This window comes from Adlercreutzia sp. St.1H8, assembly GCF_059728655.1.
On sequence record NZ_AP039376.1, the window covers coordinates 2,242,316 to 2,256,133 of the forward strand.

At 69.9% G+C, this 13,818-nt stretch carries 11 protein-coding genes; 7 read left to right on the forward strand and 4 right to left on the reverse strand.

From position 1 onward, the window contains the following. Nucleotides 1-445 precede the first annotated feature (445 nt). On the forward strand, nucleotides 446-1,417 hold the full coding sequence (locus AC6I0Y_RS08820) for a LysR family transcriptional regulator (protein ID WP_497731035.1): 972 nt from the start codon (nucleotides 446-448) through the stop codon (nucleotides 1,415-1,417). A gap of 811 nt (nucleotides 1,418-2,228) precedes the next feature. Here the strand turns inward: AC6I0Y_RS08820 and AC6I0Y_RS08825 are convergent. Beyond that, nucleotides 2,229-2,447, reverse strand: a complete 219-nt coding sequence (locus tag AC6I0Y_RS08825; protein ID WP_160710522.1) for a hypothetical protein — start codon at nucleotides 2,445-2,447, stop codon at nucleotides 2,229-2,231. Nucleotides 2,448-2,727: 280 nt separating this feature from the next. Between AC6I0Y_RS08825 and AC6I0Y_RS08830 the strand changes: the two genes are divergently transcribed. The 4 genes from AC6I0Y_RS08830 (at nucleotide 2,728) to AC6I0Y_RS08845 (ending at nucleotide 6,558) form a co-directional block, all read left to right on the forward strand. Next, nucleotides 2,728-2,988, forward strand: a complete 261-nt coding sequence (locus AC6I0Y_RS08830) for a hypothetical protein (protein WP_497731038.1) — start codon at nucleotides 2,728-2,730, stop codon at nucleotides 2,986-2,988. 193 nt (nucleotides 2,989-3,181) lie between these two features. After that, nucleotides 3,182-4,033: a hydroxyethylthiazole kinase gene (gene thiM, locus AC6I0Y_RS08835; protein ID WP_497731041.1), complete on the forward strand. Its 852-nt coding sequence runs from the start codon at nucleotides 3,182-3,184 to the stop codon at nucleotides 4,031-4,033. Beyond that, a complete protein-coding gene (locus AC6I0Y_RS08840; RefSeq protein ID WP_497731044.1) occupies nucleotides 4,034-4,330 on the forward strand; it encodes a thiamine-binding protein in 297 nt (98 codons plus the stop codon). A gap of 326 nt (nucleotides 4,331-4,656) precedes the next feature. Beyond that, nucleotides 4,657-6,558, forward strand: a complete 1,902-nt coding sequence (locus AC6I0Y_RS08845) for a CLIPPER-2 domain-containing protein (protein ID WP_497731047.1) — start codon at nucleotides 4,657-4,659, stop codon at nucleotides 6,556-6,558. An 85-nt stretch (nucleotides 6,559-6,643) separates the two neighbouring features. Here the strand turns inward: AC6I0Y_RS08845 and AC6I0Y_RS08850 are convergent, their stop codons facing one another. The 3 genes from AC6I0Y_RS08850 to AC6I0Y_RS08860 form a co-directional block, all read right to left on the reverse strand. Beyond that, nucleotides 6,644-7,525, reverse strand: coding sequence for a DUF362 domain-containing protein (locus tag AC6I0Y_RS08850; protein ID WP_497731049.1), 882 nt, complete (start codon nucleotides 7,523-7,525; stop codon nucleotides 6,644-6,646). A gap of 79 nt (nucleotides 7,526-7,604) precedes the next feature. Next, nucleotides 7,605-8,267, reverse strand: a complete 663-nt coding sequence (locus tag AC6I0Y_RS08855; RefSeq protein ID WP_497731052.1) for an energy-coupled thiamine transporter ThiT — start codon at nucleotides 8,265-8,267, stop codon at nucleotides 7,605-7,607. A gap of 9 nt (nucleotides 8,268-8,276) precedes the next feature. Continuing rightward, a complete protein-coding gene (locus AC6I0Y_RS08860; RefSeq protein ID WP_497731054.1) occupies nucleotides 8,277-10,142 on the reverse strand; it encodes a GNAT family N-acetyltransferase in 1,866 nt (621 codons plus the stop codon). Nucleotides 10,143-11,444: 1,302 nt separating this feature from the next. On the opposite strand from AC6I0Y_RS08860, the gene AC6I0Y_RS08865 reads away from it, so the two are divergent. Then, nucleotides 11,445-12,890 (forward strand): DNA cytosine methyltransferase, encoded by a 1,446-nt coding sequence (locus AC6I0Y_RS08865; RefSeq protein WP_497731057.1) that lies wholly within the window; start codon nucleotides 11,445-11,447, stop codon nucleotides 12,888-12,890. Nucleotides 12,891-13,324: 434 nt separating this feature from the next. After that, nucleotides 13,325-13,789: a hypothetical protein gene (locus AC6I0Y_RS08870; RefSeq protein ID WP_497731059.1), complete on the forward strand. Its 465-nt coding sequence runs from the start codon at nucleotides 13,325-13,327 to the stop codon at nucleotides 13,787-13,789. Nucleotides 13,790-13,818: the final 29 nt, after the last annotated feature.

Below are 13,818 nucleotides of genomic sequence, written 5' to 3' on the forward strand. Positions count from 1 at the left end.
GACTCGCATTATGGGAAGCGGCGCGGCAGTCGAAAACAAACGCCCCGTTGCCCTAGCCCTCGTTTTCGTTGAGGCAGGGGCAGCGGCTGCCCTCCCCCGCCGCGCTGGGCAGCAAAACAGGCCGTTTTTGGCGAGCGATGACGGGTTTGCAACATCCTGGCGCCCTTCGCGCCCCCTCGGCACGCCCCAACCTTCCGAGGCGTCATCCGCGACCTGCGGAAACGGGGAGACGTCTTGGGCAATCCGTCGCAGAGCGCGGGGGAAATACTGCAAACCCGTCATCGCTCGCCAAAAACAAGCCGAAACCGCGCCCGTACCCCAACGATTCGTTGCGCTCGGCGCCGCATCCCGTTGAGGCACGGGCGCGGCGGCGGGAACCGCAGCCGCTCGGTCGAACGGCGCCGTGGCTATAATGGACGCGTCGGACGACGCGAGGCGAAGGGGGATGCCCGTGAACATCGAGTACCTGCACTACTTCTTAGATGTGGCGAAGACGAAATCCATCGCCCAGGCCGCCAAGCTCAACTTCATCTCCTCCCAGGGCATGAGCCGGGCCATGGGAGAGCTCGAGAAGGAGCTGGGGTGCCAGCTGTTCATCCGCTACTCCAACAAGCTCTCGCTCTCCCCCGTCGGGGAGGAGCTCGTGGACGCGGCGGCGCGGGTCGTCGACGACTACGGCGCGCTGCTCGACCTGGCCGCGGCCAAGTCCCAACCCGACCACACGCCCTGCGGCTCCATCCTGCTGGACTGCCAGAACGTCGCCACGCTCGCGTTCTTCACCAAGGAGGCGAAGGACTACCTCTTCGGCACGCGCGAGATCATCTTCCGCGAATCGCAGAACTCCCAGATACGCCAGAGCCTGCTCACAAGCCTCGCGGAACGTCCCGACGACGCGCTGCCTGCCGTCGGGCTCTTCTGCTTCTTCAACCAGGAGCGCCACTCCGAGAAGGAGGGCATCGCCGCGCTGGAGGAGCGCGGCTTCCGCTACCGCCCCTACCTGCGCACCTACGACAAGGCCATGGCGAGCGCCGCCTCGCCGCTCGCGCAGCTCGACGTCCTCACCGACGAGGACATCGCCACGCGCCCCCTCGTGGCCACCAACAGCCACCTCTACAGCGTGCTCGCCAAGCGCTTCGGACGCGATGCCATAGCGCTCTCAAGCGCCAATTTCGCGCTTCGGCGCCAGATGGTGGAGAGCGACTCGGCCGTCTCGTTCCTGCCGGCCATCGCCGAGCTGACCATGCCCGAGGAGCGGGACTTCGTCCTGCGCGACATGGAACGCCCCTACGAGGTGGAGATAGGGTTCATCGGCCGCGAGCGCGACCTCGAGCGACCCTGCTTCCGCCGCCTCATCGACATCCTCGACGACTTCTACCGCGCCCACCAGGACAGCGGCCTCTACACGCTCTGCGAGTAGACGCCAGCTACAGCGAACGGCCAAGGGAGCGAGCAAGAGGCGCAGGCGCACGCGGGGCGGGACGCGGGGCGCGGGATGCGGCGGCCGGCGAACGCGCGGCGCGAGGGGGCGAACGAGGCGCGGCGCGGGCGCAGGGCGCGGGATGCGGGCGCGGACGAGCGCAAGGCGCGGGGCGGGACCGCCGGCAAACGCGAGGCGCGAGGGGGCGAACGAGGCTCGGCGCTGGACGCGGGCGCGGGCGGAGCCTTGGCCAGACGCTGGCGCGATGCTGGGCACGGGTGCGGGGGAGACACGGGGCCTCAGCCGGGCGCGGGCGCGATGCGCAGTGGGCGAACGCGAGCGGGGTGCCCGCCCCGCGTGGCGCGGCGCTGCACGAGCGCGAGCGAGATCCGTGCCCCGTGCGGGGTGCGGGTGCGAGACAGAGGGGTGCTGCGTGAATTGGGCGCTCCTCGCAGGGCGCGAAGGACAGCTGCGGAGCGAGGCAGGGAGCGCGAGCGCGTGGACGCGAAGTGCGACGCAAGACAGGTTTCCGACGATGCGGCGTCACAGACGAGGGCAGGATACGATCGCGCGCGGAGCTATCGGCCAAGTGCTGCAGACACGATGCGACCATGTGGGGCTGCCGACAAGCGCGGGGCAGACGTAACAAACGACCACGAAATGAAGCGGGGAGCGCGAGCGCGCGGACGCGGGGCGGCCGAGTGTTTCACGTGAAACACCTGACCCTCTCGCTCATAATTAGAGCTTGAGCAAACAAGAGGGCTCGCCAATCGAACGCGGCGAGCCCCCTTGCCCATTCGCGGGTCGGAGCCTACGCCCCCGGAGCCTTCGGGGCGCCGGGGGCCTTGGGAGCGCCGGGCGCGCCAGGAGCCTTTGGGGCGCCGGGCGCGCCGGGAGCCTTGGGCGCCGCGCTCGGGCCGGACGACGCGAAGCCGCACTCCTCGCACGCCGCAGCGCCGAGGGGATTCTCGTGGCCGCACATGGGGCAGGCGATCTTGTCGCTGCTCACGGCTGCTGGTCTAAAGCACATGGGTTGCCTCCTATCAGGTCGCAGTACCTGCCTCGCAGTCTAGGGGCCCGCGCCGCCTCGCAACAGCAGCGGGACGTTGAAGCGCCCGCAACGAAAACTTGCTACGCGAAGAAACGCCCGGTGACCACGGGCGTAAGCGTCCGCCAAAGCCTCCTGCGGCAGGCATATCCCCCTTTCGTTGCGGCAGCACCCGCTTTCGTTGCCCTCGCGCCGCCCCCTCCCCGCCTCCTCGGCCGCTACCATACCGCCCAAGGAACAACCCCTAGCAAAGGAGGACGACATGCTCGGACCGCTCGGCGGAGACCGCCTCTGGAACCCGAAGGAGCTCGACAAGTGCAAGGCTGCTGCCCAGGAGCTGGCCGACGCCCAGGACAAGGGCGCCGAGGAGGGCGGCATCATCTACGGGTACATGTACACCATGAACAACAGCAACTACGGCTACAAGGGCGATGACCTGGAGTTCAAGACCGCTGCCGAGATTGCCGCCTTCGACGCCAACGGCCAGGTGAAGGAAACCTACGTGGCCTACAAGCAGGCCTAGCACGCCTACCCCCCCCCGAAAGCACGCTAGAGGACATCGCCGGGAATCCCCGCACGCATCCTCCGACAGGCAGTTGGGAGCGCCTGGCGCCCCTCCCCTGCGAAACGGCAACCTCGGGCCGTCGTCCGCTTGCGGACGACGGCCTTGCTCTATCATGGACGGATCAGGCCTCCCCCCTCGGAAAGGAACGCCCATGACCGCCCCCTCCTCCCTCGAGAACCTGCGCGCCGACATCGCGCGCGCCGTAGACGCCGTGCGCGCCTCCACCCCGCTCGTCCCCTCCATCACCAACGCCATCACCATGGACTTCGTGGCCAACGCCCAGCTTGCCGCAGGCGGGTCAGCGGCCATGGTCTACCTGGCCGAGGAGGCCGCCGCCCTCGCCGCGGCCGGGGGCGCGTTCTACGTGAACCTGGGCGCGCTTCTGCCCATCCACCGCGACGCCATCCCCGCCGCTGCGCGCGCCTGCCGCGACCTGGGACGTGCCTGGGTGCTCGACCCCGTGGGCATGGGCATCGGCAGCCTGCGCGCCGAAGTGCTCGCCGAGCTGCGGGAATGCCGGCCCGCCGTCGTGCGCGGCAACGCCTCGGAGATCATCGCGCTCGCCTCCGCGTGGGACGCGACCTCGACGCCGGATGGCGCGTGCGGCGTGCGCGGCGTGGACAGCACCGACCCCGTGTCCGCCGCTGAGGGCGCTGCGCGCGCCCTTGCGCGCCAGACAGGCGGCGCCGTGGCCGTATCCGGCGCAGAAGACCTGATCACAGACGGGCGACGTGTCGTGCGCGTGGCCGGCGGCAGCCCGCTCATGAGCCGCGTGACCGGCTTCGGCTGCTCGCTCGGCGGCGTGACGGCCGTCTATGCCGCCGTAGCCGAGCCTCTCGTGGCCGCCGCGACCGCCGCCGCGCACTACGCCGCCGCCGGCACCGTCGCCGCGGCGCAGGCGGCCGGCCCCGCCAGCTTCAAGGTCGCCTTCATCGACGCCCTGTTCAACCTGTCTGCGGCCGAGGTGGCCGCCAACCCCCTGACCCTCGAGGAGGTCGAGTAGATGAACACCCTGATCGCCGTGGCCATCGCCCCCTTCGGCGTGGGCGACGAGCTGGCCGAGCACGTCGCCGAGGTCGTCCGCGTCATTCGCACCTCGGGCCTGCCCTGCCGCACGAACTCCATGTTCACCGAGATCGAAGGCGAATGGGACGAGGTGATGGACGTCGTCAAGCGCGCCACCTTCGTCCTGGCCGAGCAGGGCATCCGCACCGAGGTCATCCTCAAGGCGGACATCCGCCCCGGCCACGCCGGCACCATGGAGTCGAAGGTGCGGAAGGTGGACGAGCTCCTCGGCTAGCGACCCCCCAGGCGCCATCCCCGCAATCGGGGCGCAGCCGGATGCGCCCCGAGGGCCGACCGCGCGGCATCTGATTGCGCGCCAGCCCGCACGCCACCCCCTCCCAGCCGCGCGGCACGCCGTTTTCACCCGGCCGCCAACCGCTCGCCGCGCGCCTCCCAACAGGCGGGAAACAACCCGAGCGCGGCGAGCCAACGCTTGCGCCGCCTGCCCCTCGCCCGCGCACGCCGCCCCTATGCTGGGGAAAACGCGGCAACCTGCGCCCGTCGACGACCTTATGACCCTCCGCCGTCCCGGACGCAGCATCACGAGAGGGGCGATGGCTCATGGGGATCATCGGAAAGCAGAGAACGGGCGCGCCGGCGAAGCGTCCCCGCGATGCGCGCTCTGCCGAGCGGCGGCGGATGGGCGCCGCGCTGGCAGGCGGCCTGGCTGCCCTCGCCCTCACGCTGCTCATGGCGCCCGCCGCCCCGTCCTTCGCGGAGGACGCCGCGGCGCCGTCCGCTCCCGCGAGCGCCACCCCGGATGCCGGCCCCGCCGCCGACCAGCGCGCCACAGCCCCCGCCCCGGCGGCGACAGCGCGCGTAATGCCCGACGCCTCCGCGCCATCGGGCACCACGTCCTCCCAGCCGCAGGCCGGCCCCGCCGCAGCCCCGGCCGCGCCGCAGCCGGCCGCACCCCGGCCCCCGGCGCTCACCGTGCCCGAGCCCGTCCCCGCCGCCCTCGCCCCCACGCCCGCGCCGCACCCCGGCTCGGCGCCGGAGCGCCCTTCCGCCGACGGCATCGCAACCGCCGACGGCGCCTCCCCCGCGCCAGCCGACCCCGCCGACGGCGCCTCCCCCGCGCCAGCCGATCCTGGCGACGGCGCCGCCCCGGAGCCTGCGCAGCCCGAGCGGTTCGTCACCATTCTCTACCGCACCTCCCCCGGCACAGCCGGCAACGTCAACCCCTCCGAGGAGCAGGTGCGCGCCGATGACGGCGCCGGGCTCAGCGGCAGCACCGCCCTGCCCCTCAGGGGCTACGTGAGCATCGGGTGGTACAACGGCGCCAACCAGGTGAGCGCCGACGCGCTCCTCACGCGTGACGAGGCCCTAGCGGGCGCCAACCGCAACGCCGACGGCACCCTGGCCGCCACCACCTTCATCGCGCGCTTCGCCCGTCCCTCCGCGTCCCTCCAGCTGGCCGAGGAGCTCGTATCCTCGCCCGCCAACGGCCGCTTCTTCACCGAAGGCGAGCCTGTCACCTTCCGCGCCACCGTCACCAACACGGGCAACGTGACGCTCTCGGGCGTCACGTTCGCCAGCGACGAGGCCGCCTTCGCGTCAGTGGGCCCGCTTGCGCCCGGGCAGTCCCGCACAAGCGAGTGGACGCACGCCGTCACGGCCGCCGACGTGCAGCGCGACGCCCTCGTCAGCACCGTCTCCGCCCACGGCGAGGCGCCCGAGTACGGCCTCTCCGCGGAGGCGGGGCCCGAGAGCGCCACCGCCCAGACGGGCACGCTCGCCGCGGGGGATACCTATGTGCTCTACGGGGCCTACCCCGCCGACGCCGGCCAGGTGAGCCGCAGCGTCTGCATCGTCGAGTCGCGCACCGGCGCAGGGCTCGACGCGGTCATAGCCGAGCCGCGCTCCGGCTACGTCTTCGAGGGCTGGTACGAGGACGACGAGCGCGTCTCCACCGAGGCCACCCTCGCGCCCGAAACAGCGCTCGCCTTCCTGAACCGTGGGCGCGCCGCCTACTCGCCCACGCTGTTCCTGGCCTACTTCGTGCCCGAGGAGCCGCAGCCGGTCGTCCCGGACGAGCCGGACGAGCCGGATACCCCCGTCGTGCCCGACAAGCCCGAAGAGCCCACGACCCCCGACAATCCCGACACCCCGGACGCCCCCAACACGCCGGACGATCCCGCTCACCCGGACGCCCCCGCCACGCCGGACGACCCCGACGAGCCGAGCGTCCCCGCGGCCCCCGACACCCCGGACGCCCCCGCAGCCCCCGACGCCGGCGACGCACCCGCCCCCGCACCCAGCCCCGACGCCCGCAAGGCCACCCCCAGCAACGGCGCGCCCACCGGCCCCGACGCCCGCAAGGCCACCCCCAGCAACGGCGCGCCCTCCATCCCCCAGACCGGCGACAGCACGCCAGCGCTGGCCACCCTCCTCCTCGCGGCCGTCGCCGTCAGCGCCTTCGCCCTCCACAGGGCCCGCCGTCACCTCGGCGACCCTCGCTAGCCCCCCTACGCAAGAAGGCGGGGCGCCCACCCGGCGCGCCCCGCCTTCCCTTCTCCGCCCTCGCCCCCCGCCGGAGCCCGCACGCCTAGATCTCGATCAGCTCGTAGTCCTTGGTGCCGTAGCCCAGGCGCGCCGCGTCGTCGATGATCTTCGTGCCGTTCTTCGAGTCGATGCGCTCGAGCAGGTGGTCGCGGCCCGGGTCGTCCGAGGCCCGCACGGCGTCGATGCACGCCTGGTCGACGGCCACCGGGTCGAGGCTCGCGAAGATGCCGATGTCGGCCATGCACGGATCCTCGGCCACGGCACAGCAGTCGCAGTCCACCGAGAGGTTGCACGCGATGTTCACGAAGGCCAGGTTCTCGCCGAAGTAGTCGACGATGGTGCCGGCCGTCTCGGCCATGGCCTCCAAAAAGTCATCCTGCTCGGCGTGCTTGTCCCAGAAGTCCCCCTGGGCGCGCGACGCGCCGCCGGTGTGGATGGCCACCTTGCCCTGGTTGGACGCGCAGCCGATGGAGAGCTGCTTGAGCGCGCCGCCGAAGCCGCCCATCGGATGCCCCTTGAAGTGCGAGAGCACGAGCATGCTCGCGTAGTCCGCCAGGTGCCGGCCCACCAGGTTCTCCGTGAGCACGCGCCCGCCTTTCACGGGAAGCACCAGGTCAGGGCCTTCCGCATCCATGATGTCCACAGCGAAGAAGTCCGTCCAGCCATGCGCGGCCATCAGCTTCTCGTGCTTCTCGGTGGTGTCGCGCGCGCCGTCGGAGGCGGTGTTGCACTCCACGACGGTGCCGCCGACCCGCTCCACCATGGGACGCATGAACTCCGGGTGCAGGTAGTTCTGGTTGCCCTCCTCGCCGGAGTGCACCTTCACCGCCACCTTCCCCGGCAGCTCCACCCCCAGCGCCTCGTACAGCCGAACCACGTTCTCCGGCGTGATCTCGCGGGTAAAGTACACGTTGGCCTTAGCCATAGCAGGCTCCTCTCGCCCTCCGTCGAAAACCTTCGTCCACTCTATATCTTCGAGTTAACTCTAAGTCAATCCATCCCGCTCAGAACGACCGCAGCGTAGGGTCGCTCTTCGGCGTCGTGGCCAGGAACCGCACGTAGTAGATGGCGTCGCACACGGCAGGTATGCACAGCAAGAGCATGGTGAGCGCCGCCTCGATGCCCAGGTAGCTCATGTCGTAGGCGATCGTGAACAGCAGATTGGCCAGCAGCCCGTCGCGGTCAGGCGGGTAGAACAGGTTGGCCGCCAGCACGTAGCACGCGCCCAGGCATACCAGGCCGACGAGGTAGCCCACGCGCAGCCCGAAGCTGTCGCGCACCACCCCATCCAGCTCGCAGGAAGCTCCCCGCCGGTCGAGCGCCAGCCCGCCCAGGGCAAGGGCCCCGAAGGCGACGGGGTACTCGAGCACGAGCGCACCGGGCGCGTAGTTGATGTGCTCGCCGGTGAAGTAGGTCACGGCCAGCCTCAAGATGCCGAACACCGCCCCGGCCGCGAGCCCGTAGCGCGGGCCGTAGAAGAACGTGACCAGCCACAGAAACAGCAGGCTGAAGTACGTCACCGCCCCGCCGTCGGGCAGTTCGACCGGCTTGATGGCCGAGAGCAGCGTGGCTATCGCCAGCAGCACGGCCGTCCAGAACAGGCGGTTTCCCCGCAGCCCGTCCGCCCGCGTGGTACAGAACAGCGGGCGCTCGCTTCTCTTCCCCATGACCCCTCCCTACATCTTCCGCTGCTGCAGGTGCCGGCGACGACGCTGATTGATCAGCACGACGAGCACGAGCAGCAGGATCCCGCCGAGCATCCCGTAGTTGATGGTCGTGTGCGCATAGGCCACCTCAACTCCCAGCTCCTCGTAAAAGCCCTGGAGCAGCTCGATGAGCAGGGGCTGGATCTGGGCGATGGCCAGGATGATGGCCACGACGTTGATGACCATGCCGTTGCGGCTCTCAGTGACGGCCGCCTTCGCCGCCACGACGTGCTCCAGGTACTCCTGGTGCTCGGTGTAGGCGTCGCGCAGCTCCCGGTTGAGGAAGGCCTCGCGCAGCTGAGCCGCCTCAAGCTGGGACGAGAGGTACTTGAAGTTCTGCATCTCCCAGAAGCGCACCGTCCGGCCGTACTCCTGATCGATGAGGATCTTGGTCTGTGGCGTGATGTCGACATCCTGCTCGAGGATGCCCGTCACGCGCCGACTCGCCTTCGCGAGCGCCGTGTTCTGGAACAGGACGAGGGTGACGATGAACAGGTAGTCGGCAAAGTCCGCGATGCGCCGCTCGATGCTCGGGGCGAACTGCCGACCCACGTAGACGACCGCGCGGCTCGAGAGGTAGACCTCGTAGTGCTCGAACTGCGAGCGGTTCGCCTGGCTCGCCTTCCGGATCTCCTCGCTGCGAATGCGGTAGGAGCGCTCGTAGTTCTCGTAGGCCTCCGCCGCCAGCATGTCCTGGAGCTCGCACTCGTCGGAGGGCTTGTCGGAGAGCAGCAGCACGCTCGTCTCGCCGCCGCAGCCATGCAGGCCGAACCGCTTGAGCAGGTAATCGTAGAAGGGGCGGTACCCCGTAGGCGCCTCGACGTCGCGGATCTTCAGGTACCCGTAGGACACCTGGTCTTCCATCTGCGTCATCGAGTAGGGAAACGCGGGCATCATCACGCACAGGACGTGCATGTGCGTCTTGCGGTGCGCCACCAGCACGGCATGCCCGCGCACGTTCCCGATGACCGTCTCCGGCTGCGTGCCGTCAAGCCCCGCGTACTCGTCGGTGGTCTGGAGGAAGTCGAAGCTGCCCAGGTACGCCAGGTCGAGCTCGCACACCACCTCGTTGGTGCACTCGTAGGCGATGCAGCCCCGCAGCTCGTCGATGAGGAGCGTGGCGAGGGCGCGCTCGGCCGCCTCGCCGGGCACGTCGGCGCAGCCCGCAGCGCAGTCGTCCAGGAAGTTGCCCAGGCGCAGGTTGTCAACGTGGTCGGCCAGCGGCAGCATGAGGAACACATCGCCCCGGTACGAGCGCAGCGGGAGCCGGTGCGCCAGCAGCCGTTCGAGCAGCTTGCCGTCGCAGACGTAGACGGTGTTGCCGTCGTCCAGGGTGCGCACCTCGCGGAACAAGTAGTTGGCCAGGGCCTTCTTCCCGTCGGACGACACGGCCGTCCCCATGATGTCAGTAATGGGGAAACCCTCGTCCTGCAGGCGGTTCAGGTAGTCGATGAGCCCGTCAGACAGCAGTCGGATCACCTCGGTGCCCTGATAGCGCGGGTGCACCGCGAGCGAGATGATGAACAGATGGTTGGCGTCCGCCCGATACGGCGCCACCTCCTCGGGGAGGATGTCGTCATCGCGAATCACCGGGCTGCGAAAGAGGTTGTCCTCGTAGAGGCCCTGCTCGCAGGGGAAGAAGTTGACGTAGCCGGCCACGTCCCCGCTTGCCTGGTCGACGACGAACACGAACGAGCGGCGGTTCTTCCGGAAGCGGTCGACCGTCCGCTGCGGGTCACCCCAGTACTCCTCCTCGTAACAGGCCTGATCGACCGGCACGAGCTTGGCGAGAAACGCCTCGTCGACCTGCTCGCCGCAGAGAACCTCGTATGCCATGGGCCTCCCCCAAGAATCGCACGAACACTGTCGAGCATTCTACTGGCATCGGGCTGCCCGCGCCAGCGTCCCCCCCGGCCAGGCGCAAGGCCGGACGGCAGAGGAGCGGACGAATACGATCGGGGGGGCTGGGGGGGGCTGGAGGGTTGGGGCCGCCGTGCAGGATAGCGCGTCAAAGTGGCCAAAAAAGCCGACTTGACGACGAAAAAGCACCCCCGGCAGATACCGAGCTTCGCCGGAACACGCCAAAACCCCAGGTCACATATTACGATGCATACATTTTCCACCCGAAAGACGCCCTCTTCAGCCCCCTGAGCGTCGTCAGGTCGTCATTTTTGGCCACTTTGCGGGCGAGAAACGTATCCCCATACAAAGCGAGCGGGAGTGAGCCTCCGGACGAAGGTACGGGCGCAGCCGCCGCAGAAAACCCTGAGCTCAGACGAGCCGAGCGAGAACGCAGAAAAGTTAGCCGTGTGCGGATGTTTCACGTGAAACATCCGTACGCCCCAATTACGCCGCGCGCCACAGCGAGAGGACGATCAAACGCGCAAGCCGAGACGCCGGAAGAGAGCCGAGGCCCCGAGCTAGCACGAACGCACGCAAAGCCAAAACCCAGCCGATCACAAAGCGTCCTGCGGAAGGCGCCTCCCGCAGGACGCGCGAGGCACACGCAAGTCCCCCAGCCCGCAGCCTCCGCTCCCCCCCTCCCTCCGCCCGAGGCCTCCGCGCTCGCCCCCCCCCCTCCTTCCGCCCGCGCCCCCCAGCGCCGACGCGCCCGCCGCACCCCCCCATCATCGTGCCCACCGCAGCCCCTCGTCATCGCGCCCGTCGCGGCTCCATCCCGCGTCCGCGCTGCCGCACACCCCCGCCCACGCCGCCGCGCCGCCGCAAGCCCCCCTCCGTCCGGCCGCCAACCGCGCCCCGCACCCCTCCCCGCAAGCACGGCCTTGGGCGGTGGCCCCTTCCTCCCTTCCTCCCTTCCTCCCTTCCTCCCTTCCTCCCCTCCTCCCCTCCTCCCGCAAGCCCCCCCCAGCTCCGCTGCGTCCATCGCAAGCCTCTCCGTCCGCGTCACTACGGCCGCCGCAACCCCATCCCGCGTCCGCGCTGCTGCACCCCTCCGCCAGTGCCATCGCGCCCACCGCAAGCCCCCCTACGGCCGACCGCCAACCCCATCCCGCACCCCCCGGACGCCCGGCCGCCGGCCCCGCCTCGCCTCGCTCTCCCATCCTTTCTCTCCGCCTCGCTCCGTCTTCCGCTATCATGGACTAGAAAATTTTCCGAACAGAAAGCACAGCCATTCAAATGACGACACCAACATCCACCCCGACCGCGACGAGTGACGACCTCCTCTCCGCCGACGACGTCGCCCGCACGCTCGGCGTCACCAAGCAGACCGTCTCGCGCCTCATCCGCACCGGCGCGCTACCAGCTGAGAAGGTCGGCAACAAGTGGGTGATCTTCGCCGACAAGCTGGGCGCCTACCTCGCCGAGAACAACCTCGTCCCCGAGCCGGCCGACCACCCGCGCCGCCCCGGCGTCACCCCGATACCCGCCGGCGCGCCCGGCGATGCCATCCCATCCCTCGCCAGCGAAACAAGCCCCGCCGGCAACGCAATCTCCGCCGCACCCATCCGCGCGCTCAGCTTCTTCTCCGGCGCCCTCGGGCTTGACCTGGGAATGGAGCGCGCCGGCATCCACCCCGCGCTCTATTGCGAGAACGACCGCAAGTGCCGCATGACCATCCATTCCATGCGCCCCGACGCGGCGCTCATCGGCGACATCAACCGCTACGAGGCCGACCAGATCCTCGAGATGGCCGGCCTTGCGCCCGGCACCGTCGACGTCATGTTCGGCGGCCCGCCCTGCCAGGCGTTCAGCACCGCCGGCGCGCGGCGCGCCTTCGACGACGACCGCGGCAACGTCTTCCTACGCTACCTGGCCCTGGTGGCCGAGATCCAACCCACCTATGTGGTGGTGGAGAACGTGCGCGGCCTGCTCTCGACGCCGTTTCCCCTGGTGGAGGGCGGTCAGCCCGAGCGCGGCGGCGCCTTCCAGCTCGTGCTCAGGCGCCTGGCCGAGGCGGGTTACGAGGTGAGCTTCAACCTCTACAACGCCGCCAACTTCGGCGCGCCGCAGATCCGCGAGCGCGTGGTTCTCATCGGGAAGCGCGGCGGCGGCCGTGTGCCTTACCTCACGCCCACCCACGCGCCGGCTGGCGAGTGCGGGCTGCCGCCGTGGCGAACCTTCCGCGACGCCGTGGACGATCTCGACACCGCCGGCATGCACCACACCGACTTCCCCGAGAAGCGCCTGCGCTACTTCCGCATGCTCAAGGAGGGCGAGTGCTGGAAGAACCTGCCCGACGAGATGCAGCGCGAGGCCATGGGCAAGGCCTACGCGCTCTCCGGCGGCAAGACCGGCTTCTACCGGCGCATCCGCTTCGACCGGCCGTGCCCCACCCTGGTCACCACGCCCACGATGCCCGCCACCGACCTGTGCCACCCCACGGAGGACCGGCCGCTCTCCATCGAAGAGTACAAGCGCGTCCAGGGCTTCCCCGACGACTGGCGCATCTGCGGCGACCTCATGGACGTCTACAAGCAGATCGGCAACGCCGTCCCCGTGGCCCTCGGCGAGGCCATCGGCCGAGCGCTGCGTGCCGACATGGCCGGCGAGGCCGCCGACCCTCGGTTCGAGGGATTCCCCTACTCCCGCTACAAGCGCACGAGCGACCAGACCTGGGGATAGGCCAAGGCCACGCCCGCGCGCGGCCGCATCGGCAGCCGGCTCGGCGCAATCAGTCGCGCAAGCGGCAGAGCAGCGGCAACGCCTGGCGCGATCCGCGCACCCTCCCCCACTGCCACTTTTTCCGTCTCGCATGGCACTAAACGGCAGTTTGGTACGGTATGGCATGGCGCGCGAGAAGAGCCCGCATCCCGCGAAAAGCCACGACCTGGGCAAACGTCGCGCCTCCTTCGGCCCGGAGAGCGGCTGCGCGCCAAGAAGCGCCGTCTAGCGCCTTGCAAAGCGTACCAAACTGCCGCTTAGTGCCAATTTTCGCCGAAAAAGTGGCAGCGGGCGACTTCCGAGCGCCCTGCGCCCCTCGGCATGCCCGCCGACGCGCCCCGCTGGCGCGCCGAGCGCCCTATAGTAGAATCCGAGAGGATGAGAAGGGAGGCGCCATGGCCAGCGAAGTGCTTGCGAGCTTCACCGCGCGCGATGGGTCGGGACTCTGGGAGCTGACGAGCGCGGGCGTGCGCGTGGACGGCCGGCTCTACCGCTTCACTGACACGTCGTTCGTCATCTGCGCCGTCACGCCGGGCCGCATCGAGCAGAGCAGCCGCGTCATCGAGGAGGACGACGGCTTCGGCGCGCTCGCCGGGCTGGCCGTGCTCCAGGAGACCGGTAGCCTTAGGGACGCCGCGCTGGCCGCCTGGGCGCTCGGCGGCCCCACCACCAGCGTGCAGACCGAGCGCCGCGAGGTAGCCGGCACCGCGCAGCTGACCATAGGCAACCTCCGCGACCTGCGCAGCACGCGCGACCTACGCTACCGCGAGGACGGGCGCCACGTGCAGGAGGCCGCGCTGCGTCGCTTCGCCACCGCCGCCAAGCGGGCCATCAACGACCACCGGGAACGCGGGCTCTAGGCAACCGCCACGAGAAAGAGAGAGTAACC